This window comes from Arenibacter palladensis (genome assembly GCF_900129275.1).
Lineage (GTDB): Bacteria > Bacteroidota > Bacteroidia > Flavobacteriales > Flavobacteriaceae > Arenibacter > Arenibacter palladensis.
This window is the reverse complement of sequence record NZ_FQUX01000005.1, coordinates 195,049-217,660: the sequence shown is the minus strand read 5'-3', so window position 1 is coordinate 217,660 and position 22,612 is coordinate 195,049. Positions and strand designations below refer to the sequence as shown.

The 22,612-nt window shown below is 41.2% G+C and carries 18 protein-coding genes; 17 read left to right on the top strand and 1 reads right to left on the bottom strand.

Annotation, left to right across the window (positions count from 1 at the left end; translation table 11 throughout):
• Window positions 1-126: 126 nt before the first annotated feature.
• The 15 genes from BUA60_RS15055 (at window position 127) to BUA60_RS14985 (ending at window position 17,506) form a co-directional block, all read left to right on the top strand.
• Window positions 127-1,101 carry a TRAP transporter substrate-binding protein gene (locus BUA60_RS15055; protein WP_072863246.1) on the top strand — a complete coding sequence of 325 codons (975 nt, stop codon included), beginning with the start codon at window positions 127-129 and terminating at the stop codon, window positions 1,099-1,101.
• The gene (locus tag BUA60_RS15050) at window positions 1,101-1,589 is read left to right on the top strand and encodes a TRAP transporter small permease (protein ID WP_072863067.1); all 489 of its coding nucleotides are present in this window, start codon (window positions 1,101-1,103) and stop codon (window positions 1,587-1,589) included. The genes BUA60_RS15055 and BUA60_RS15050 overlap by 1 nt, the downstream gene beginning before the upstream one ends.
• Window positions 1,579-2,889, top strand: a complete 1,311-nt coding sequence (locus BUA60_RS15045) for a TRAP transporter large permease (protein ID WP_178347008.1) — start codon at window positions 1,579-1,581, stop codon at window positions 2,887-2,889. The genes BUA60_RS15050 and BUA60_RS15045 overlap by 11 nt, the downstream gene beginning before the upstream one ends.
• A gap of 320 nt (window positions 2,890-3,209) precedes the next feature.
• Window positions 3,210-4,427: a phosphonoacetate hydrolase gene (phnA, locus tag BUA60_RS15040; RefSeq protein ID WP_072863065.1), complete on the top strand. Its 1,218-nt coding sequence runs from the start codon at window positions 3,210-3,212 to the stop codon at window positions 4,425-4,427.
• Between the two features lie 18 nt (window positions 4,428-4,445).
• Complete coding sequence (locus BUA60_RS15035; RefSeq protein WP_072863063.1) at window positions 4,446-5,873, top strand: aldehyde dehydrogenase family protein; 1,428 nt, start codon at window positions 4,446-4,448, stop codon at window positions 5,871-5,873.
• 63 nt (window positions 5,874-5,936) lie between these two features.
• A complete protein-coding gene (locus BUA60_RS15030; protein WP_072863061.1) occupies window positions 5,937-7,049 on the top strand; it encodes a 2-aminoethylphosphonate aminotransferase in 1,113 nt (370 codons plus the stop codon).
• Between the two features lie 199 nt (window positions 7,050-7,248).
• Window positions 7,249-8,511 carry an MFS transporter gene (locus BUA60_RS15025; RefSeq protein ID WP_072863059.1) on the top strand — a complete coding sequence of 421 codons (1,263 nt, stop codon included), beginning with the start codon at window positions 7,249-7,251 and terminating at the stop codon, window positions 8,509-8,511.
• A gap of 55 nt (window positions 8,512-8,566) precedes the next feature.
• Entirely contained in the window at window positions 8,567-9,790 is a 1,224-nt protein-coding gene (locus BUA60_RS15020) for an NAD(P)/FAD-dependent oxidoreductase (protein WP_072863057.1), read from the top strand.
• 19 nt (window positions 9,791-9,809) lie between these two features.
• Window positions 9,810-10,814, top strand: a complete 1,005-nt coding sequence (locus BUA60_RS15015) for a metallophosphoesterase family protein (RefSeq protein ID WP_072863055.1) — start codon at window positions 9,810-9,812, stop codon at window positions 10,812-10,814.
• Window positions 10,815-10,980: 166 nt separating this feature from the next.
• Window positions 10,981-12,543: an endonuclease/exonuclease/phosphatase family protein gene (locus tag BUA60_RS15010; protein WP_072863243.1), complete on the top strand. Its 1,563-nt coding sequence runs from the start codon at window positions 10,981-10,983 to the stop codon at window positions 12,541-12,543.
• 81 nt (window positions 12,544-12,624) lie between these two features.
• The gene (locus BUA60_RS15005; protein ID WP_178347007.1) at window positions 12,625-13,602 is read left to right on the top strand and encodes an alkaline phosphatase family protein; all 978 of its coding nucleotides are present in this window, start codon (window positions 12,625-12,627) and stop codon (window positions 13,600-13,602) included.
• Between the two features lie 136 nt (window positions 13,603-13,738).
• On the top strand, window positions 13,739-14,296 hold the full coding sequence (locus tag BUA60_RS15000) for a helix-turn-helix domain-containing protein (RefSeq protein ID WP_072863051.1): 558 nt from the start codon (window positions 13,739-13,741) through the stop codon (window positions 14,294-14,296).
• Window positions 14,297-14,698: 402 nt separating this feature from the next.
• The gene (gene proC / locus BUA60_RS14995; protein WP_072863049.1) at window positions 14,699-15,505 is read left to right on the top strand and encodes a pyrroline-5-carboxylate reductase; all 807 of its coding nucleotides are present in this window, start codon (window positions 14,699-14,701) and stop codon (window positions 15,503-15,505) included.
• 3 nt (window positions 15,506-15,508) lie between these two features.
• Window positions 15,509-16,279, top strand: coding sequence for a glutamate 5-kinase (proB, locus tag BUA60_RS14990; RefSeq protein WP_072863048.1), 771 nt, complete (start codon window positions 15,509-15,511; stop codon window positions 16,277-16,279).
• A 24-nt stretch (window positions 16,280-16,303) separates the two neighbouring features.
• Window positions 16,304-17,506, top strand: coding sequence for a glutamate-5-semialdehyde dehydrogenase (locus tag BUA60_RS14985; protein ID WP_072863046.1), 1,203 nt, complete (start codon window positions 16,304-16,306; stop codon window positions 17,504-17,506).
• Window positions 17,507-17,636: 130 nt separating this feature from the next.
• Here BUA60_RS14985 and BUA60_RS14980 read toward each other — a convergent pair whose 3' ends face one another.
• The gene (locus tag BUA60_RS14980; protein ID WP_143153202.1) at window positions 17,637-19,922 is read right to left on the bottom strand and encodes a GH92 family glycosyl hydrolase; all 2,286 of its coding nucleotides are present in this window, start codon (window positions 19,920-19,922) and stop codon (window positions 17,637-17,639) included.
• Window positions 19,923-20,243: 321 nt separating this feature from the next.
• On the opposite strand from BUA60_RS14980, the gene BUA60_RS14975 reads away from it, so the two are divergent.
• Both BUA60_RS14975 and BUA60_RS14970 read left to right on the top strand, forming a co-directional pair.
• Window positions 20,244-20,828 carry a precorrin-2 dehydrogenase/sirohydrochlorin ferrochelatase family protein gene (locus BUA60_RS14975; protein ID WP_072863044.1) on the top strand — a complete coding sequence of 195 codons (585 nt, stop codon included), beginning with the start codon at window positions 20,244-20,246 and terminating at the stop codon, window positions 20,826-20,828.
• A 295-nt stretch (window positions 20,829-21,123) separates the two neighbouring features.
• Window positions 21,124-22,602, top strand: coding sequence for a xylulokinase (locus BUA60_RS14970; RefSeq protein WP_072863043.1), 1,479 nt, complete (start codon window positions 21,124-21,126; stop codon window positions 22,600-22,602).
• The last annotated feature ends 10 nt before the right edge of the window (window positions 22,603-22,612 follow it).

The window sequence follows — 22,612 nt, the reverse complement described above, 5'->3', positions numbered from 1 at the left end:
GTATGGAATTGTTGCTAAAGTTTAAAAAAAGAGTATTTTTAGGGCTTGGAAATAAAATGTAAAAGAATATTGCGTTAACGTTAACGCCCAATTAATAAAATGTATATGCAAGTTTATAAATTCCTAATGAGAAAAATAGTTATTGCGATTGGTGTTTTGGCATGTTTAGGCTTATATTCTTGTTCAGATATTACGGATCACAAAACCTTATTCTTTGCCCACTCCCTACCAATAACCCATCCCGTCCATAAGGGCATATTGGCCATGCAAGAGGCTCTTCATGAAAAGTCGGGCGGTAAGTTGCAGATCAAGATTTTTCCCGATGGCCAATTGGGTACGGAAAGGGAGGTCTTGGAATTGTTGCAGATAGGCAGCGTGGCCATGACCAAGGTAAGTGCGGCCTCCATGTCCAGTTTTTCACCGGAGTATAGGGTCTTGGGAGTTCCTTATTTGTTTAGGGACAGTGAACATATGTTCAGGGTGTTGGAAGGACCTGTAGGGAAGGAACTTTTGGAAGGGGGCAGTGAATATTTGCTACGCGGCCTCTGTTTTTACGATGCCGGTAGTAGAAGCTTCTATACTTTGGACGGATTTATAAAGACGCCAGATGATTTAAAGGGAAAAAAGATCAGGGTTATGAACGACCAAATGGCCGTGAACATGGTGAATGATCTAGGAGGTTCCGCAACCCCTATGGCCTATGGGGAGCTTTACACCGCTCTTCAACAGCGGGTGGTAGATGGTGCGGAGAACAATGTTCCTTCTTTTGTGACGTCCAATCACTACGAGGTATGTAAATTTTATACCCTGGACCAACACAGTATGGTGCCAGATGTTGTTGTGGTAGGCACAAAATTTTGGGATACCTTGAGCGATGTGGAAAAAGGTTGGTTACAGGATGCGGCGGACGACAGTGTTAAGAAACAAAAAATTTATTGGCAGGAAACCGTAGCGGAAGGGATGGAAATCCTGGAAAAGGCCAATGTGCAAATCTATAATCCTGATAAAAGTCCCTTCGTAGAAAAGACCAAGTCAATTTTGGAGGATCTGAAGAAGGATCCAAAAATGAATAGAATAATCGACCAAATTAACAATCAATAATGCAGACGACGTACAGAATATTGAATAAGGCCATTGAAGGGTTGTTGGTACTAATATTTAGTTTATTGGTGCTGGATGTGGTTTGGCAGGTAGTTTCCAGATATGTAGTGGGTCAATCCAGTTCCTTTACCGAGGAATTCGCCAGATTTTCGTTGATCTGGTTAACCGTATTGGGAGCCGCTTATATCAATGGACAAAAGGAAGGACATCTGTCCATGGATTTTTTATTGTCCAAACTTCCCGTTGACAAACAAAAAAGGAGACATAGGATAATACAGGTAGTGATGGCTGTTTTTGCCTTGGTCATTATGGTTATTGGCGGAGGTAATTTGGTGTATACTACCTTAAAGTTGGGGCAATTGTCCCCTGCTTTATTGGTGCCACTAGGCTATGTTTACGCAATTGTACCTATTTGTGGACTAAAAATCATTTTCTTTTCCGTGTATCACATTAAAATAACCTTTAACGCCAACAACAATGAGTATTGAAACCATAAGTATCCTAGTATTGTTTATTAGTTTTATGGGCTTGTTGGCCTATGGCGTGCCTGTGGCTTATGCCATTGGGATCTCTACAACAATTACCTTATTGATCAATATAGCCTATATGCCTGCTACTACTACTGTTAGTCAGAGAATGACAACGGGTATCGATAATTTTGCATTATTGGCTATTCCCTTCTTTATTCTGGCCGGGGAAATTATGAACCGTGGGGGTATTGCCAACCGCCTTATCGATTTTGCAAAATCGCTTATAGGAAGTTTGCCTGGAGGATTGGCATATGTTAATATTATTTCCGCCATGTTGTTCGGTGCAATTTCAGGTTCGGCTATTGCCGCGGCATCTGCCATTGGGAGTACGCTTACGGAAAAGATGGCGAAAGACGGTTACCCTAGGGAATTTAGTGCAGCCGTAAATATTAGCTCGTCAACCACGGGCCTTTTAATTCCACCTAGTAACGTATTGATAATTTTCGCACTGGCCAGTGGAGGTACGGCTTCGGTAGCGGCATTGTTTATTGCAGGATATATTCCAGGGATTTTGGTTGGACTTGCCATAATGCTGATGGTATATTTTTACGCCAGAAAAAAAGGTTTGCCAAAGGAGGAAAGAGTGAGTTTTAAAAAGCTGTTTCACGATTTTAAAAATGCCATTCTAAGTCTTACCCTGTTGGTAATCGTAGTTGGTGGAATTGTAGCCGGAATTTTCACGGCCACGGAAGCAGCGGCCATCGCAGTTGTTTATGCCGTTTTACTCGGATTTGTGAACAAGGAGTTAAAGTTTAGTGATTTCAGGCCAATCCTGCTAAGGAGTGCCAAAACCACGGCTATTGTTATGTTCTTGATATCCACGTCCATGGCCATGTCCTGGTTGTTCTCGTTTGAATCCATTCCCCAGTCATTGACCGGTTTCCTGTTGGAATCTGTAAAAAATCCACTATTGGTACTTCTCTTTATAAATATCACCCTGCTTGTGGTTGGTACGTTTATGGATATGACCCCGGCGGTACTTATTTTTACGCCAATATTCTTACCAGTAGTTATGGCATTGGGAATGCACCCGGTACAATTTGGGATGGTAATAGTTCTCAATTTGTGTATAGGGGTATGTACACCTCCAGTAGGTACTTTACTTTTTGTAGGTAGTGGTGTTGCCAAGGTACCGGTCACAAAAGTTATAAAGCCATTACTGCCCCTTTTGGCGGCAATGACTACCGTATTGTTGATCCTGACATATATTCCTGAACTATCCCTTTGGTTGCCCAGAGCTTTTGGGTTGATCGATTAATAAACATAAGCTTAAAAATTTTCAAAGTCCCTATTTCTTAAATGAGATAGGGATTTTTTTATAGGCCCAATTGGTTTATATACTACTTTTTTTTATCCAAGTACACGGTTAATTCAATACACAGATTTAGTGTTTAGCTTACAATATAATAATCTCTAATTAGTGCCTGCTATTGATATTGGATTCATTTTTGTTGGGCAATTATACTCCTCCCGTGCTTCAATGAATATCATTTATTTTTTGTGACTAAAATTATCCTATTAGTAAAAATTTTGTACTTTAGTGCAAAATTTAAGAAAAACTCAAAGACATTTTATAGCATGAACATTAATAGCAGAAATTACCCTAAACAAAAACAGACCATTATTGGAATATGTATGGACGGAACCTCTTATCCCTATTATGAAGGAGCCAAGGAGGTAATGCCCAATTTGCAACGATTCATTAAAGAGGGTTCCATGGGAATGGTGAAAAGTGTGATTCCTTCTTTTACGAATCCTAATAATATGGCTATCGTTACAGGGGTTACGCCAAAGGTGAACGGAATTTGTGGGAATTTTTACTGGGATACCGAACTTCAGGAAGAAGTGATGATGAACGACCCAAAGTATCTAAAAGTTCCTACCATATTGTCCGAGTTAAGTAAAAACGGAAGAAAAGTAGCCGTGGTTACTGCCAAGGACAAGTTGCGAAAAATGCTTGCCCATAATCTTGATGGGATATGCTTTTCGGCAGAATTTGCCAATCAGGCCACTTTGGAAGAAAACGGTATTGAAAATGTGGAGCAAGGATTAATGGGCAAGGAGAGACCAGGTATCTATGATCCCTATATTTCCGTTTATTGTATTGAAGCCGGGGCCAAACTGTTGAAGCGCGAGCATTTTGACGTAATGTATTTAACGACAACCGATTTTGTACAGCATAAATATGCTCCAGGTAGTCCGGATGCCAACGATTTTTTATCCAAAATAGACCTATGGTTGGGAGAGTTGGATAAGCTGGGTGCCATTATAGGGGTAACCGCGGATCATGGAATGCAGGCAAAGACCAATCCCGATGGAAGTCCAAAAGTGCAGTTTATAGAACAACTTTTGGATGCCCAAAATATTAAATCGAGGGTAATTTTGCCTATCACGGATCCCTATGTTGTACATCACGGGGCCTTGGGAGGTTATGGTACCTTGTATTTGGAAGATAAATCCCAGTTGCAGGCGGCCAAGGACTATTTGTTGTCTTTGGACGGAATAGAAAAGGTGCTTACCAATGCTGAAGCCGTTGAGGAATATGAACTTCCAGGCGATAGGATTGGAGATTTGGTGGTGTTGGCAGATTCAGCGACTACCATTGGTAGGACCCCTGATTGGCACGAATTGGACAAGGTTAAGGAAGGCTTGCGTTCACATGGGGGAGAACACTGTCAAGTAGTGCCCATGATATTCAACAAGAAATTGAACGCCGAATACAGTGAGAAATTGGCGTCCGGGGCTAGTAGGAACTTCGATTTGTTCCATTTTTTGAGCAACGGATTCTCTAACTAAACCATTTAAAACAATACTATGATCGAGTTTGGAAGTATAATTAATGGAAAACAGGTTAAAACTGGGGAATGGATAGATATTTATAATCCATACACAAAAAAGCAGGTGGGCAGGGTAGCGTCCATAGATACCAAAACCTTGGACAAGGTGTTGACGGATACCAAGAATACAAAAATTAACCTTACCAGATATGAACGCTACGATATACTTAACAAAATAGCGAACGCCTTGGAAGAGCGGGTCGATGAGGTGAGTAAAATGATTACCGATGAGACTGGACTTTGTTTAAAGGATACCCGATATGAAGCCAGTAGGGTTTCCGATGTACTCAGATTTTCGGCCATGAAGGCTTTGGACGATGATTCCCAAGTGTTCCCTTGCGATGTATCAAAAAACGGTAAGCCCAGAAGGATCTATACTACTCGTGTACCCCTGGGGCTCATTAGTTGTATAACCCCGTTCAATCATCCTATGAACCAGGTGGTGCATAAGATAGCACCAGCTATCGCAACCAACAATACCGTGGTTTTGAAGCCGTCCGAAAAAACTCCCTTATCGGCTTATTATTTTGCACAATTGGCGTTGGATTGTGGGTTGCCACCAAATATGTTGAACGTGATAAATGGGGCGGATGTTCAGGCAACTGCAGAAATGATGACCATACATCCGGAAATAACCATGGTTTCCTTTACCGGTGGTAGCAAGGTTGGCAAAATAATAGCCTCCAAAGCAGGATATAAAAAATTGGTTTTGGAGTTGGGAGGTAGTTCGGCATTGTTGGTTCTTGAAGATGCCGATATCGATGAGGCAGTTGAGGTAACCATGTCTGGAACCTTTAAAAATTCGGCCCAGCGTTGTACCGCCATCCGAAGGATTTTGGTGCATGAGAGTATAGCGGATGATTATGCCGCTAAATTAACTGCCCGGGTTGAAGCTTTAAAATATGGGGATCCATATGATGCGGAAAATGACATGGGTACAGTGATTACCGAAGAATCCGCAAAGGAGATGCAATTGCGTGTCCAAGATGCCATAGATAATGGAGCGGTATTATTGGCCGGTCATAAACGCGATGGTGCACTTTATGCGCCAACGGTCTTGGACCATGTACAAAATGCCCACGAAGTAGTGGCAAAAGAGACCTTTGGTCCGGTTGCCCCAATAATTAGGTTTAAAACTTTGGATGAGGCCATAGACATTGCCAATGACACGCCTTATGGTTTGTCCGGTGGCGTAGTAAGTAATCACTGGCCATCCATTCAGCGTGTAATTACCGAATTGGATACTGGTACCGTAAATGTAAACGAAGCGCCAAGTTACCGTTTGGAATGGACGCCCTTTGGAGGGGTGAAGGATTCTGGCTTGGGGTACAAGGAAGGGGTCATAGAGACCATGAAAGGCTATACCTATGTCAAGACCTATTCCCTGCCATGGGATATTGCCTAAGTAGGTAGCTATAATTTTTACAATAATTTAAGTAATTCAAAAATCTTAATCGACAAATACGAAATGCAAATAAAAAGAAATGTGTTGCTCAACCCCGGTCCGGCAACTACCACCGATTCTGTAAAATTGGCCCAAGTTGTTACCGATATCTGCCCTAGGGAGAAGGAGTTTGGGGATCTTATGGAATATTGTGCCACTGAGATTACCAAATTTGTAGGAGATCCCAAGGATTATGTCACTGTTTTGTTCGGGGGTTCAGGAACGGCCACGGTAGAGGCCATATTGAGTTCCGTTGTGCCCGAAAACGGACACATTCTTATCATAGATAATGGTGCTTATGGAAAGCGCATGTGCCAGATAACGAAAATTTATAAATTGGATACCGTAGTTTTTGAATCCTCCTCCATAGAGCCAATTGATCTAAAAGCCCTTGAAGAGGTAATAAAAGGAGAAAAGGGATTAACGCACTTGGCCATGATACATCATGAAACTACTACAGGTTTGTTAAATGATATTACTGCGGTTGGGAAATTATGTGCAACCTACAATATTAGTTTTATAGTAGACTCCATGAGCGGTTTTGCGGCTATTCCAGTGGACATGAAGGTCATGAATATTGATTATTTGGCGGCCAGCTCCAACAAGAACATACAAGGAATGGCCGGAATAGGATTCGCTATTTGTAATAAAAAGGCATTATTGGCCACAGAATCTATTCCAATGCGGAACCTCTATCTAAACTTATATGCCCAGTACGCTTATTTTGAAAAAACGCATCAAACTAGGTTTACCCCTCCTGTTCAAACTTTTTATGCCCTGAAACAGGCTATTATCGAAACCAAGGAAGAAACTGTAGAGAAGCGATATGCCAGATATGCAAAATCCTGGGAAACCCTACTTAGCGGGATAGAAAAAATGGGATTGGAATATTTAATAGACAGGGAACATCACTCTAAAATTATAACTTCCATCATAGAGCCAAAGAACGAGAAATATGATTTTGACGAAATGCATGATTTTTTCTTTGAAAGGGGCTTTACCATTTATCCAGGAAAGGTTAATAATTATGATACGTTTAGGATTTCCAACATAGGGCAGATCGATTATAGGGATATGGAAGATTTCTTAAAAGTATTGAAGGAATACCTTATTCAAATAGGGTTTTTGGAAAATTGATTTGTAGCGATTGGCAGACAAGACTTTTATGTTGATTATTGCTTTTTGTTTATAATCGAAAAGCAATGGTAAATTAATACATGTTCCATAATATAAATTAAATGCCACCACCTGCACAGAGGTACAGGTGGTGTGCCCCTTCAAACCAATTTTTTAGTCATGTGATTTAAAATTTAAAATAAATTAACCAATACCAAACATGAATTTAACCACAGATCAAAAATATTGGAGGAGAAGAATATTTGTCCTCACTTGGCTCGCTTACGCTGGCTTTTATTTTGGTAGGAAGAACTTGTCGGTTACCTGGAGCTCCATGGAGACCGATTTGGGACTCGACAATTCCGACTACGCCTCTATTATATTTGTTTATAGTCTGGTGTATACTATTGGGCAATTTGTAAATGGATACTTGTCCGATACCTTCGGCCCTAGAAAAGTGGTTACAGTTGGGCTATTTTTAGCGGCAATTGGAAATTTATTTCTAGGAATGACATTTTCTGCCGGGGTTATTGTTTTTCTGATAGCGGCAAATGGTTATGGTCAATCTACGGGTTGGAGTGGATTAATTAAGAATATGACCCCTTGGTTCAGAAGAACGGAGCGCGGAATAGTCATGTCATGGTGGTCTACCTGTTATGTTACCGGGGGCTTTCTAGCTACCATATTTGCTACCTATGCGGCTTTTGATATGAAATTCCTTTCTGAGCTGGGTTGGAAACGAGGTTTTATTTTTCCCTCCCTTATTCTCTTTGTGATCGCCATTCTCTATCTCTTGTTCACTAGGAACAGCCCACAAGATGTTGGGTTGCCTAAAATAGTCGAAAATAAATATGATTTTGAAGGCGGGGCCAAGGCGGAGAAACTAAAGATATTGGGATTGCTGTTAAGGAATAGTTCCCTCTGGATCTATTCCAGTTGTTATATGATCCTCAAAATGACCAGATATGCCTTTCTCTTTTGGTTGCCTGTCTATTTGGAGAAGGCGTTACACTATGATGTTAGCGATGCAGGTTATATGTCTTCGGTATATGAGCTGATAGGCTTTTTCGGGGTCATCCTGGCAGGTTACAGTTCGGATAAGATCTTTAAATCCAATCGATTTAGTACTGTTGCCATAATGATGATTGGATTGGGCCTTGCCTGCCTAGCTCACCCCTATATGGTTCCTTATGGAAAAATAGCTACAATAATCAGCATTGCCCTGATAGGGATTGCTACTTATGGGCCGGATTCCCTGATTTGTACTGCCGGTTCTATGGATGTTGGGGGTACCAAGGGAGCGGCAATGGCCGCTGGCATTATTAATGGGATGGGGTCTGTTGGACAAATGTTTTCAGGCTTTATTGTAGTGGCTATCAACGAGTATTACGGCTGGGACAATCTATTTTACTTTTTTGTTATCATGTCGTTCATTGGAGGAGGATTGGCAGCCATAAAGTGGAACCTTCAGAGTTCCGATTAATGAGTACTTATAATGGAGGTGCCTAGTTTTTTTGCTCTTCGGAAATAATGTAACAATGATGAAAAAGACGGATTTAGTGATTGTAGGAGGCGGCATATTTGGTTGTGCCATTGCCTATTATTTTAGTAAGAACAATCCAGGAAAACAAGTAATGCTCTTGGAGCGCAATGAGCTTAACAACGCGGCTACCAGCAGGGCAGCGGCACTTATGACCATGGTGAGGTCCAAGCGCTCCTATATACCGCTGACCATTGAGACCTTTAAAGTAGCCAAAAAAATGGAGGAGGAGCTAGGGGAAACTTTGGATTTTAAGGTGGTAGGTATGATGCATGTGGCAGCAAGTGAAGCCAAGGTAAGGGATCTGGAAGTGTTAATGGATATTGCCAGGGAATACGATCAGGAAGCCTATTATATCAATAAGGAAGAAGCCAAGGAAAAGGCACCTTGGTTGGAAGTGGAAGAAGCTTTGAAAATAGGGTTCGTTCCTAACGAGGCCTATTGTGACCCTTATATGTTGGGGACTTTTTTTGCCAGATGTGCCAGAAACCGGGGAGTTAAAATTCGCCAAGGGGTAGAGGTAGTTGGTTTAATACATGAAGCTGGTACGGTGAAGGGTGTAAAGACTAGTGAAGGGGACATCCTTGCAGAGAGCGTTGTGGATGCGGCTGGAGTTTGGGCACCCCTGCTAGCTGGGCAGGTGGGGGTAGGCCTTCCTATGGCCCCGGTGAGAAGTCAGTATTGGATAACGGAACGCTCCGATCTGTTTCCCATAAATTCGCCCATGGTCCTTTTGCCTGACGCCCAAGCCTATGCCCGACCTGAAGGTGGGGGATTGCTGTTTGGGATACGCGAGGGGAAATCGTTGGTCGCTTCCCCAAAAGATGTGCCCAAGGATATTACCGACTTCGTTTTTAGCGCGGATGAAGGGATGGAGGATCTTTTTGAGAATGGGGAGCGACTGGCCCGTTTTTTTCCTGCTTTTTACGATATGGGGATTAAATATTATGTGGCCGGATTTTCGGGATATACGCCCGACTCACAATTGGTATTGGGGGCAGTTCCGGGTATAAAGGGTTTTTTGGTAGCTTCAGGGTGTTGTGGTGCAGGGATTTCCGTTGCTGGCGGGGTAGGGCTTGGAATTGCTGAAATGGCAGCGGGTAGGCCTAATCCCCTCGATTTTTCAGAATTTGAAATTTCTAGATTTGGTAGAATAGACCCCTTTGGGGAAGAATGGCTGAACAGGTGTGCCGCTGCCAGATCTAATAAAGTAAGTGGTTAAGCAATCAAGAGATAATATCATGCAAGATCAAAAAAAAGGACGTCGTAAGTTTATGGCCAAGATGGGATTGGGAACCTTGGCAATGGGAATGGGTAATGTTGGGGCTTACGCCTTTTCACCTAAAAGTGAAATCACTAAAAATAACAAGGTCAATATTGGTTTTATAACCGATGTCCATCATGGCTTTTGTTCAGACGGACTTGAGCGTTTGCAGGTCTTTATAAAAGAGGCATCTTCCCGAAAATTGGATTTTATTATTCAAGGAGGGGATTTTTGCTTTGCAACGGAAGAAGCGCAGGAATGTATGGATCTTTGGAACACTTATAAGGGTGAAAAATATCATGTGCTAGGTAACCATGATATGGACAAGGTCACCAAGAAGGAAGCCATGGATTTTTTTGGGATGGAGAGCAATTATTATTCCTTTGATAAGGGCGACTTTCACTTTGTGGTAATGGATGGAAATTATATACGGAAAGATGGGAGATATGAGGATTATGGCAATGCCAATTTTTATATTGATCAACAGAACAGAAGCTTGGTAAACCCGGAACAAATCGAATGGCTAAGGGAGGATTTGGAAAAAACGGATAGGCAGACCATAATCATTTCCCATCAGGCCTTCGACGAAATTTGGGATGGTTGGTCCTCTCCCAGTAGGTTTGCGGTTAGAAAAGTTATTGATGATGCCAACAATAGAACGGACTATCAAAAAGTAATTGCCTGTTTCTGTGGCCACCATCATGTAGACGACCATAGTTATATAAACAATGTTCACTATTTCCAAATGAACAGTGCTTCCTACTTTTATGTAGGGGAAGGATATGGTTCCCATGGTAGTATGGCCATGTACCAGGATTCCATTTTTGCCTTTATAAGCTTGGACCCCTCTGGTCAAATTTCAATTGAAGGTAGGCAAAGTCAGTTTGTAAAACCTACCCCATTGGAAAAAGGCCATCCCGATGCCCCTAGGCTTTCTGCATCCATTAGCGATAGAAAGGTTGATTTTAAACACAAAAAGTAAAAACATGATAAGGAAGTTTGGAAACGATATTAGGATATTTTTTTTCGGAAATAGAAAAGAAAGATGCCATGATGCATATAGGATTTTTAGATGCATATGGTCCACTTTGCATCAATGCAACATGGAGATAAAATATTCTATAACAATTGTCTTGGCTCTAATTTTTATGTTGAAATTGGAGTTTGCCCAAGGTCAGGAGCCCATTTTTTACATGAATTTTGACGAATTTGGCTTTGAAGAAAGGCATATATCCAAAAATGAAGCAACTTATATGATGGACCTTCAGCAATCCCAATTTTCTGAGGGATTATTAGGGAAGGCTTTGGATCTGTCCGCCAATGCAGCTTTAAGAAGACCCCTTAAGATGGAAAACGGGGAGTTGCCAGATTTTGGCGAAATAGCCAACTTCACAGTCCAAATATGGGTAAAAACACTAGCTGATGCGGCAATGGGAACCCCCATTATTGGGAATAAACTTGCTGAAGACCCCACCACACAGGGTTGGCAACTTTACTCCCGGGAAAATGGGGCATGGGCCTTAATTCTAAATGATGGCAAGAATAGGTATGATTATGTGCCCACAGCCGAAAGACAAAGAATTAACGACGGGGAATGGCATCAAATTCTTTTTACCGTAGACCGGAATAAAAAAGAAACATGGATATATTTTGATGGAATTAATGTCGCTATCTATAACACTCCGGACCTAAAGGGTTTGCAGTCCCAGTACACCACGGTAATAGGAGGTTCGGATGAGAAGTGGGAATACGGTTCCAATGGCCAATGGAATGCCTTTAATGGTTTTATTGATGAGATAAAGGTATGGGATTCTGTCATTGATGCTGAAACCGTTGCGAAGTTGTACTCCCAATATCGCCCTAATTCAAAGAATAGTGCAGTAGCTTCGGACGCCCGACACTTAAAGGTGTTGACATGGAATATTTGGCACGGTGGGCATCGATATGGGAAGGAAGTAGGATTGCAAAGAGTCATTGAAACTATAAAAGCTACCAACGCAGACCTTGTTGGCCTTGTTGAAACCTATGGATCTGGAGCAATAATAGCGGATTCTTTGGGCTATTATTTCTACTTGATCAGCTCCAACTTATCTATAATGAGTCGCTATCCTATTGCAGAAACCATTAGGGCCTTTAAGCCGTTCAATTTTGGCGGGGTAAAATTAATGACTGGTCCTTCCCAAGAATTGATATTTTTTGATACTTGGCTGCATTATTTGCCCGATTATAGCAATAGCATCATAAAAGAAAATAAAACTCCAAAAGCATTAATAGCGGATGAAGCCGGGACACGCCACACGGAAATAAAGGAAATTCTAAAGGAAATTTCGCCCTATTTAAAAAATACCGATGAAGTTCCGGTAATCATGGTCGGCGATTTTAATATGGGGTCCCATTTGGATTGGACGGCAGAAACAAAGGATATCCATTATGGTAAAATAGTGGAATGGCCGGAGAGCAAGGAAATGACCCAAGCAGGTTTTATGGACAGCTATCGCGAATTGCACATTAATCCCTTGCTCGACCCCGGATTTACGTGGACCCCCAGGGCCGCTACTTCTTCGTATAAGTATGGTCTAAGGGACAGAATTGATTATATCTACTATAAAGGAAAGGGTTTAAGCCCCATAGAATCAAAGGTCATTGATTACCATCCCATCATGTTCCCGTCTGATCATGCTGCAGTTTTAACCGATTTTCAAATTAAATAAATACATGCAAAAAAGATGAATTATAGGTTCTTTTTAATTTTCTTTCTTATAACCTTATGCGGCTTTTCCCAAAAGAGCCAAGTGGAAAATTTAATTTTAATATCCGTGGATGGCCTACGGTGGCAGGAAGTTTTTCGTGGTGCCGATTCTTTATTGTTAAAGAATGATAAATATTGGGCGCCAACGGTAGCCGAGAGACGTAGGAAATTAATGCCTTTTTTTTGGGAGACAATTGCAGTAAGGGGCCAGGTTTATGGTAACCGGGATCTTGGCAGTAAGGTAAGTCTCAGAAATGAGTATTGGTTCTCCTATCCAGGAAGAAGTGAGACCCTTTGTGGTTTTTACGATCCTAATATTAATTCCAATGCCTTTCCGAATAATCCCAATATTAATGTTTTGGAATTTATCAATGGACAAAAGGGATATGCCAATAAGGTAGTTACATTTGCTTCTTGGGATGCCCTGGGCAGAATATTAAATAGGGACCGCAATGGTATGATGGTTAATTTACCAGGGGAGGATGTACTTGGAGCCAATTTATCCGAGGCCCAAATTCTGGCCAATGAAATACAGCATCTGGTACCGGAATACTTTGGGGAATGTAGACCGGATGCACTAACTTTTGCCATGACCAAAGCCTATATTCAGGCCAACCATCCAAAAGTAGTGCACATAGATTTTGCAGATACAGATAATTACGGACATTCTGGAGATTACGATAATTACTTAAATGCCGGCTATTTTATAGATGGCATGATAAAAAGTTTGTGGGCAACCCTGCAAAATGATCCATTTTATAAGGATAAAACGGCTATTATGATATATCCTGATCATGGGAGGGGAATAGGTCAAAAATGGACCGATCACGGAACGGCAGCCCCACATTGTGATGAGACTTGGTTGGGGGTCTTAGGTCCGGGAATAGAACCTCTAGGAGAAGTTCGTGACAATGTCGAAATTTTTCAAGACCAAATAGCGGGAACAGCTTCAAAATTATTGGGTTTTACCTTCAAGACCAACCATCCTGTTGGTGACGATATTCGGACCATTGTGAAATAGTTGCATCGTACTCATTATATAGTTTGTATTCAACTTCCATTTGATTCCAATTTGACAGAAATATTTGTTTATTTTTGCAATATAAATATCAAGGTTGCTATTTTTTTTGGGCAAGTTCTTGATCAACAGCAATTCAATGGATGACATTCTTATAAATATTGGGCGGCAATTAAAATTGGCCCGTCAAAAAAGAGATTTGACCTTGCAGCAAGTAGCTAAAAGAACCGGTGTTAGTGCCGGATTAATTTCTAAAATTGAAAATTTAAGAACCACTCCATCCCTACCGGTACTATTAAAAATAATGCAGACCCTGAGTATAGATCTGTCCGAACTGGACCTGTCATCCAGTGTTACCGGAGATTATATCGTTATTAAAAATGGAACTGGGACCAAGGAAGACCGGGAAGATTCCGTTAACCTCGAATATACTCATTTGCTATCCAGTCCTTCATCAGACAGTAGTATAAGGGTATATATTGTTAGTGTTTCTGCTGGTGCCTACCGAAAGCCCATCTCAACCAACGCCAATGAACTGATTTATGTGCTCGGAGGAAAGGTAAATTATTTGCTGAAAAAGGATAAGGTACTATTGGAAAAAGGAGATCTGCTTTATTTTGATGGCTCTATTCCACATGGCGTTTCCAACGAGTTCGATGAACAGGCAACCATGTTGAAAATTTACTTTTTACATTAAGTAAGGGTTAGTTCATATCCGTATTTATTATTACTTATCAGTCCTTCCAAACTAGGATAGGACCTGTTTTATTGCTGTAGCCCATTAATGGGCCAATTTCCTGCAATTATTATTATTTGAATGGCGGAGCTGCCATGGTCAACTCTTGACAATTTTTAGGAGAAAACACCATTTTTGTCAGGTTTTGCAATTATTTATTCTTCGCCCGAAGGCCTTAAAACAAAAATTTTCCAATCCAGTTTAAAAACGCAACTGCAAGAATAGTATAGGCTAAGGCTAATGTATAGGTTTTATCTATGGTAAAACTATATCAACAGTTAAACTCTATATGGAATAATGGGGTATCGCATGGTTATTGTACAAATGGGGTTGTAAATTAACGTATTAACTTAAAAACAATACATGAAAGTATTAGTAATTGGGGCAGGGAATATGGGATTGACCTATGCGGAAGCCATGTCGAAATCAAAACTATTAAAGAAAAGAAATTTGATGATCTTGGATAGTTCCCAAGAAAAGACCTTGTCCTTAAAAAAGATTTTACATTTTGAAGTACATGAAAACTTGGAGGATTGTGTACCCAAGGCAGATTTAATTTTTATTGCGGTAAAACCTTTCCATAGTGAGGATTTATTTAAGAAGATGAAAGACTTGGTCAATGAGGGGCAGATTGTTATTTCTATTATGGCCGGAGTTACCATAAAATCGATGCAAGACCAGTTGGGGCTTCAAAAAATTGTCCGTGCTATGCCAAACCTTCCGGCCCAAATTGGGAAGGGGGTAACTTCATATACCGCTTCCAAGGAAGTGTCAAGGATAGAATTATTGACCATAGAAAATTTATTGGATACCACAGGGAAATCTATATTGGTAAGCTCAGAGAAGTTTATCGATGCTTCCACTGGTATTTCGGGTAGTGGCCCGGCCTATGTTTTCTATTTTATGCAAAGTATGATGGAAGCGGCATTAAAAATGGGCTTTTCGGGAAATGACAGCAAAATGTTGGTTAGTCAGACTTTTGAAGGTGCGGTAGACTTGTTCAATCAATCCGATCTTTCCCCCAATTCATGGATGGAAAGAGTAGCCTCCAAAGGAGGGACCACTAGGGCGGCATTGGATTCCATGGAAGACAATAATGTAAAGGAGCTTATAAAGGAGGCCGCCTACTCCGCTTTTAATCGCGCTGTAGAACTAGGACAAGATAAATAGAATATGTATAAACAGAGAGTAGTTATAAAAGTAGGTACCAATGTAATGACCAATAAGGACAACAGGATCGTAAAGCCTGTCCTTGATCATTTGGTACAACAGATAGCAGAATTGTACGAACGAAATATCATGTCGGTTTTGGTTTCATCGGGATCGGTTATAGCCGGTATGGAAGTGATGGGAGAGAGCCAAATTACGGATAAGGCTACAAGGCGACAAGTATATTCGGCCATAGGTCAACCTAGGATGATGCGGCACTACTACAATATATTTCAAGATTATGGAATGAAGTGTGCCCAAGTGTTGGCAACCAAAAGGGATTTTAATCCCGGAAGCCATCGCGATAATATGATCAATTGTTACGAAGGCTTATTGGCCGAGGGTGTTGTGCCTATAGCCAATGAGGATGATGCTGTTTCCTTGACCAATTCCATGTTTTCGGACAATGATGAATTGGCAAGTCTGGTGGCAGAACTTACCAAGGCCGATAAATTGATCATCCTTACCGATACGGAAGGATTATTTACCGGGCATCCCGATGATAAGGACACCGAGGTAATAAAGAATGTCAGCGTAGACCAGAATGTGGAGAAATATATTAAGACCATAGACAAGGGAGAGGCTGAAGGTAGAGGGGGCATGGGCTCCAAGTTGAGCATTGCCAAGCAAACCGCCTCCAAAAATATCCCGACCTATATTGCCAATGGCAAAAGAAAGCGGGTTATACTGGATATTGTGGAAGGCAAGAGCGTGGGAACCAAGATTTCGGTATAAGTAGAGTAAACATAAAATAAACGCATGAAATTATTAAATACAGAAATAAAAAATAAAGTATTGCGATCCATGATGCGGATATTGGATGGCAAAAGGGAAGAAATAATAGCCGCAAATCAGAAAGATCTGGATCTTTTTGATAAAACGGACAGGGCTATGTACGATAGACTCATTGTGGATGATAAAAAGGTAGATGGAATGATTGCAGCTATCCAAGAGGTGCTGCAACAGCAAGATCCGGTGGGTAAAATTAAAACGGAACAATCACTGGAAAACGGATTGAAAATTGAAAATAAAACTGCGCCTTTTGGGACCATCATGATTATTTATGAATCCAGGCCGGATGTTACCATAGAAGCGGCTGTTTTGGCCTTCAAGGCCAATAATAAAATTTTGTTGAAGGGGGGGAAGGAAGCTGTTCATAGTAATATTATTTTGGAAAAATGTTGGCACTTGGCACTGGAGGAAAATGGTTTGGATACCCAATGGATCCAACTGCTGCATATGAATAGGGAGGAGACCCAGGAATTTTTGAGGAATCCTACCGAAAAGCTGGACTTGATCGTACCCCGTGGTGGGGAACGCTTGATCGCCTTTGTAAAGGAGCATGCCAAATGCGCGGTATTGGTCAGTGGAAGGGGCAATAATTTTCTTTTTGTGGACAAGGATGCGGATTGGGCACAGAGTCTAGAGGTAATCCTAAATGCGAAGACCCAAAAGATATCGGCATGTAATGCCCTGGATAAAATCTTGGTTGACGTTAATATTGATAATTATTCCGACAAGGTAAAGGAGCTCAATACTATCTTAAAAGACCAGGGTGTCTCGGTTGTAGTGGATAGCAAAGTGGCCGAGGTGCTGTCTGAAAATAATGTTGTGGAAGACGAGTCTATATGGTATGAAGAATTCCTGGATATGAAATGTGTTGTTGGAGCGGTAGATGATTTGGAATCCGCGGTTCAAAAGATCAACGACTATTCCGGAGGGCATTCCGCAACCATTATGACCAAGAATAAGGAGCAGGCTATGGAGTTCATGGATCAGGTGGATAGTGCCGCAGTTTACCACAACGCCTCTACGAGATTTACCGATGGCGGACAAATGGGTGTTGGTGCGGAACTGGCGATCAGTACGGATAAATTGCACCATAGGGGCCCTCTGGGGCTGGAGCAGTTAGTAACCAATAAATATTACGTTTATGGGGATGGACAGGTAAGAATATCCTAAAAATTGTTAGCCCCTTAAGGGGTACAAATATCGGTGCGGCGGTCCTAAAGCAATTTCTTGCTTCTGTAATGGATCGCCGCTTTTGATTTGGTGAGGGTTAAATACTTTGTAAAACCTTCACTAATATTTCTTATTTTTCATTGGAAAGTGAAAAAGGAAAATCCTCGCTTTTAGTTCCCCTTGTTTTATTGGGGGTGTCTGTCATTTCAAATTCCAAAACAGCCCCTTGCATAAGTTCTTTATGGCTCAACCAGTTTTTGGAATAGGTCTTTCCATTCAAGGTCAGTGTATTTACATATTTGTTGGATGCACTATTTTTAGGCGCATTAATGCTAATTTCCTTACCATTTTCCAAGATAAGCGTTGTTTTTTGGAACAATGGGGTTCCCAATACATATTGATCCGTACCTGGGCAAACCGGATAGAACCCCATGGCCGAGAATACGTACCAGGCAGAGGTTTGTCCGTTGTCCTCATCCCCACAATAGCCGTCTGGGGCCGGGGTGTACATCCTGTCCATGGTTTCCCTTACCCAGTATTGTGTTTTCCATGGTTGTCCCGCAAAATTATATAGATAGGGCATGTGCTGAATTGGTTGATTGCCATGGGCATATTGCCCCATATTGGCTACCTGCATTTCCCGTATTTCATGGATTACAAAGCCATAATAGCTCTCGTCAAAAACGGGCGGTAACGAAAATACTTCATCCAATTTGGCGGCAAAGGCTTCATTGCCACCCATTAGGTTCGCCAAGCCTTGTATGTCATGAAAAACGGACCAGGTGTAGTGCCAACTATTGCCTTCGGTAAAGGCATCGCCCCATTTAAAAGGGTTAAAGGGAGCCATAAATTCGCCGTTCTCATTCTTGCCACGCATTAATTTGGTCTCAGGATCGAACAGGTTTTTATAGTTTAGACTTCGTTTTTTGTATAGGTTGATTTCCTTTTTAGGTTTGTTCAAGGCTTTTGCCAACTGATAAATGGTGAAATCGTCATAGGCGTATTCCAAGGTTCTTGCTGCATTTTCATTGATATCCACATCATAGGGAACATAGCCTAACTTATTGTAATAATCCGCTCCTGCTCGTCCTACTGCTGTTAAGGGACCGGCATTATTGGCCCCATGTATCAATGCTTCGTACAAGGTATCGATATCATAATTTTGATTGTTCCCATTTTTTAAATAGGCATCCGCAACAACGGAAGCAGAATTGTTCCCTACCATAACGTTTCTTAGGCCGGGACTTCCCCATTCCGGCAACCAGCCACCTTCCTTGTAGGCATTGGCAAGACCTTCTTGTATCTGGGCGTTGAGTTCGGGGTACATAAGGTTTAGAAAAGGGAAAAGGGCTCTAAATGTGTCCCAAAATCCTGTATCCGTGAACATATAGCCAGGAAGTACTTTTCCATTATAAGGGCTGTAATGCACTACATTTCCGTTAAGGTCATATTCAAAGAACTTCCTTGGAAACAACAAGGATCTATAAAGACAGGAATAAAAGGTCCTGAATTGATCCATGCTACCGCCTTCTACCTTAATTCTTCCCAGTTCCTTGTTCCAGGCTGCCCTTCCCTTCTTTTTTATAGTGTCAAAATCATCGGTGCCAAGTTCCTTTAAATTCAATTCGGCCTGGTCATAACTAATAAAGGAGGAGGCTACTTTGGCTATTACGACCTCACCTCTCTGTGTTTTAAAGCTTACTATGGCACCGGCATGATCGGTTTCAATCTCCAGACCTTCCAATAGTTGCTCCCCACTAAAGGTTTTGGTGCTTTCGAAGTCCTTATCAAAGACCATCACAAAGTAGTTTTTAAAATTTTCTGGAACCCCACCACTGTTCTTGGTGGTATATCCTATTATTTTTCGCTCGCTTGGAATAATTTTCACATAGGAGCCTTTGTCCAAGGCATCGAGTACCACATGTGAATTTTCATTTTCGGGAAAGGTGAACCTGAACATGGCAGCTCTTACCGTGGGGGTAATTTCTGTGGTAATATCATGGTCGGCCAAATAAACACTATAGTAATGAGGCTTTACAATTTCTGATTTGTGCGAATACCAACTGGCCCTGTCGTCTTCTGTAAAGCGTAGTTTCCCGGTAAGTGGCATAACGGCAAACTGACCGTAATCGTTCATCCATGGGGAAGGTTGATGGGTTTGTTTAAAGCCCCTTAATTTATCGGCAGCGTAGGTGTATGCCCAGCCATCACCCATTTTTCCTGTTTGTGGCGTCCAAAAGTTCATTCCCCAAGGCATGGCTATGGCAGGGTAGGTATTTCCGTTGGACATACTAGGCTTGGAATCTGTACCAACCAATGGGTTGACATAATCTACAGCTTCTTGTGCATTTGTTACACAGGTAAACAGTAGTAATAGGGTTAAGAATAGATTTTTCAAGTTGGTGTAATTGGTCATAATTGTAATGTTGAGTTGTGATGTTGCCAGAGGAGTATTTCTTTTAAAAAAAACCTAATGGCAATGTATAATGTTAGTTTAGAGTTACGGGTATCGAAATTAGCACTTTTGAACATGGCAATAAAAAAATATACACACGATTTTCCAAGGAATTAACATAAACAGGTGGGTGTATCGTAAAATCTATCCAAAATGAAAGAGGGTCAAGCATTTTGTGCCTTATCTTTGAATAAATTTCTTATTTGAATTTCGGAATTGCAGTTTTACAACTGAAAGTAATTGTTTTACACCCCATCGAACAAGAATAACATTGAAGGACATATGGAAAGGAATGAATTGTACCCTGTTTTTTTAAAAGTATCCCAGCTAAATATTCTTATAGTAGGGGGAGGTAACGTGGGTCTGGAAAAACTGACTTTTATGCTTAAATCCAGCCCTAATGCCCAAGTAGAAATGTTGGCACCGGAATTTTTGCCTGAAACTTTGGAACTTGCCAAAAAACATCAGGTTAAGATAACCAAGGATGTGTATGACAAAAGCTATTTGGAAGGACGCCATATGGTTATTGCCACCACCGATAAAGTTGATGTAAACGAACAGGTATATCACGATTGCCGGGAAAGGCATATCCTTGTGAACGTTGCCGATAATCCACCTTTTTGTGATTTTTACATGGGCGGGATCGTAACCAAGGGCAATGTAAAGGTGGCCATCTCTACGAATGGCAAATCGCCCACTACGGCTAAACGCCTACGACAGTTTTTTGAGGATGTAATTCCAGAGAATATAGACGATTTGGTAAAAAATTTAAACGAATTCCGAAAGACCATAAAAGGGGATTTTGAGGAAAAAGTGGAGACCTTGAACGAGTTTACAAAAGGTCTGGTGAGTAAAAAAAAGGAATAGGTTCAACCAAGGTTTACGGATAAATTTCCTAATCCAATTTTTGTGGCCACTGGTTGGAAGTGCCAATTTCTACGAAAGCGTTTTCGAAAAGTGTCGTGGCGTCACAATTAATTTATAACTACCATATTTTCAGTTATTTATATAAATAATTAGGATATTAGTCTTTGACCGTATCTTTTGCCTTTATTTATGCAGTGTTCCCCAATATGTTTGTCTTGATATAGATTTTAATATATTTGATTGGTTCTTCAAGAATTTTCATATTAGGAATTTATTCCATAAAATTTTAAGACATATGTATTATTTGGGATTGGATATTGGTAGCTCTTCAATTAAGGTGGCTTTGGTAGAGGTGGCTACTGGCAAAAGTGTTGGGGTAGTTCAGGAACCGGTAACGGAAATGGAAATGTTAGCCTTAAAAAATGGTTGGGCAGAACAAGATCCCAAAGAATGGTGGGCTTATGTTTGTCAGGGAATAAAGAAAATAAAGAAGAAGTATGCTATAGACCAAGATCAGATAAAGGGGGTAGGCATAGCCTATCAGATGCATGGATTGGTATTGGTGGACCAACAAGGAGAGCCGGTCAGGAAATCCATTATTTGGTGCGATAGTCGTGCTGTGGAAATTGGAAGGAAGGCTTATGGCGATATTGGGGAGGACATCTGTAAGTCCCATTTATTGAATTCCCCGGCAAACTTTACGGCTTCTAAATTGAAATGGGTCAAGGAAAACGAACCAGAACTTTATAAGACGGCAGACAAGCTAATGCTTCCTGGAGATTATATAGCTTTTCGCTTTTCCAATGTGATCAATACCACTATTTCCGGATTATCGGAAGGAATCCTCTGGGATTTCAAGGAAGACACGGAGGCAGATTTACTCATGGAGCATTATGGCATTCCCAAGTCCTTTATTCCAGATATTGTGGATACTTTCGGACTTCAATCCAGAGTAGATGCCAGAGGGGCCCAAGAAAGTGGTTTGGAAGTAGGTACGCCCATACTATATAGGGCGGGGGATCAGCCCAATAATGCTTTGGCCCTGAACGTGTTCAATCCCGGGGAAGTTGCTGCCACTGGAGGCACCTCTGGGGTGGTCTATGCGGTTACCGATAGTTTATCGGGGAAGGAAAGTACAAGGGTAAATAATTTTGCCCACGTCAATTACAGTAAACAGACTCCAAGAGTAGGTAAATTGTTGAATATCAATGGTGCTGGAATTCAGTACCGCTGGCTTTTAAATAATTTGGATGTGCAATCCTACGAGGAAATGAATTCCCTGGCTTGGGGCATTCCAGTAGGTTCGGACGGAGTATGTCTAATTCCGTTTGGAAACGGAGCGGAGCGCATGCTGAACAATAAGGATATTGGAACCAGACTGGTCAACATCAACCTTAATAATCACACCAAGGCACATGTTTGTAGGGCGGCTTTGGAAGGAATAGCCTTTTCCTTTGTATACGGAATGGAAATCCTAAAATCGGACGGAATATCCATTGAGGTGATGCGTGCCGGGAATGATAATTTGTTTAGGTCGGAAATTTTTTCCGAAACAGTATCCACTTTAGTGTCGCAGGACATTGAAATTTATAATACCACTGGGGCCATTGGTGCGGCCAGGGCAGCTGGCATCAATGAAGGAGGGTTTGAGAAATTTGGAACCTATATTACCAATAACGACCATGTAAAGACTTTTAAGCCTTTGAGCGATAAAAGTGCTTATCAAATGGCCTATGAAAATTGGAAAAAAGAATTGGAACTAATCATTAAATAATAAATAAGAG

What these genes read in the sequence shown, in the direction of transcription:
- BUA60_RS15055 (WP_072863246.1), top strand. Translation starts at nt 127, where the DNA reads ATGAGAAAAATAGTTATTGCGATTGGTGTTTTGGCATGTTTAGGCTTA.
- BUA60_RS15050 (WP_072863067.1), top strand. Translation starts at nt 1,101, where the DNA reads ATGCAGACGACGTACAGAATATTGAATAAGGCCATTGAAGGGTTGTTG.
- BUA60_RS15045 (WP_178347008.1), top strand. Translation starts at nt 1,579, where the DNA reads ATGAGTATTGAAACCATAAGTATCCTAGTATTGTTTATTAGTTTTATG.
- phnA (WP_072863065.1), top strand. Translation starts at nt 3,210, where the DNA reads ATGAACATTAATAGCAGAAATTACCCTAAACAAAAACAGACCATTATT.
- BUA60_RS15035 (WP_072863063.1), top strand. Translation starts at nt 4,446, where the DNA reads ATGATCGAGTTTGGAAGTATAATTAATGGAAAACAGGTTAAAACTGGG.
- BUA60_RS15030 (WP_072863061.1), top strand. Translation starts at nt 5,937, where the DNA reads ATGCAAATAAAAAGAAATGTGTTGCTCAACCCCGGTCCGGCAACTACC.
- BUA60_RS15025 (WP_072863059.1), top strand. Translation starts at nt 7,249, where the DNA reads ATGAATTTAACCACAGATCAAAAATATTGGAGGAGAAGAATATTTGTC.
- BUA60_RS15020 (WP_072863057.1), top strand. Translation starts at nt 8,567, where the DNA reads ATGATGAAAAAGACGGATTTAGTGATTGTAGGAGGCGGCATATTTGGT.
- BUA60_RS15015 (WP_072863055.1), top strand. Translation starts at nt 9,810, where the DNA reads ATGCAAGATCAAAAAAAAGGACGTCGTAAGTTTATGGCCAAGATGGGA.
- BUA60_RS15010 (WP_072863243.1), top strand. Translation starts at nt 10,981, where the DNA reads ATGTTGAAATTGGAGTTTGCCCAAGGTCAGGAGCCCATTTTTTACATG.
- BUA60_RS15000 (WP_072863051.1), top strand. Translation starts at nt 13,739, where the DNA reads ATGGATGACATTCTTATAAATATTGGGCGGCAATTAAAATTGGCCCGT.
- proC (WP_072863049.1), top strand. Translation starts at nt 14,699, where the DNA reads ATGAAAGTATTAGTAATTGGGGCAGGGAATATGGGATTGACCTATGCG.
- proB (WP_072863048.1), top strand. Translation starts at nt 15,509, where the DNA reads ATGTATAAACAGAGAGTAGTTATAAAAGTAGGTACCAATGTAATGACC.
- BUA60_RS14985 (WP_072863046.1), top strand. Translation starts at nt 16,304, where the DNA reads ATGAAATTATTAAATACAGAAATAAAAAATAAAGTATTGCGATCCATG.
- BUA60_RS14980 (WP_143153202.1), bottom strand. Translation starts at nt 19,922, where the DNA reads ATGACCAATTACACCAACTTGAAAAATCTATTCTTAACCCTATTACTA.
- BUA60_RS14975 (WP_072863044.1), top strand. Translation starts at nt 20,244, where the DNA reads ATGGAAAGGAATGAATTGTACCCTGTTTTTTTAAAAGTATCCCAGCTA.
- BUA60_RS14970 (WP_072863043.1), top strand. Translation starts at nt 21,124, where the DNA reads ATGTATTATTTGGGATTGGATATTGGTAGCTCTTCAATTAAGGTGGCT.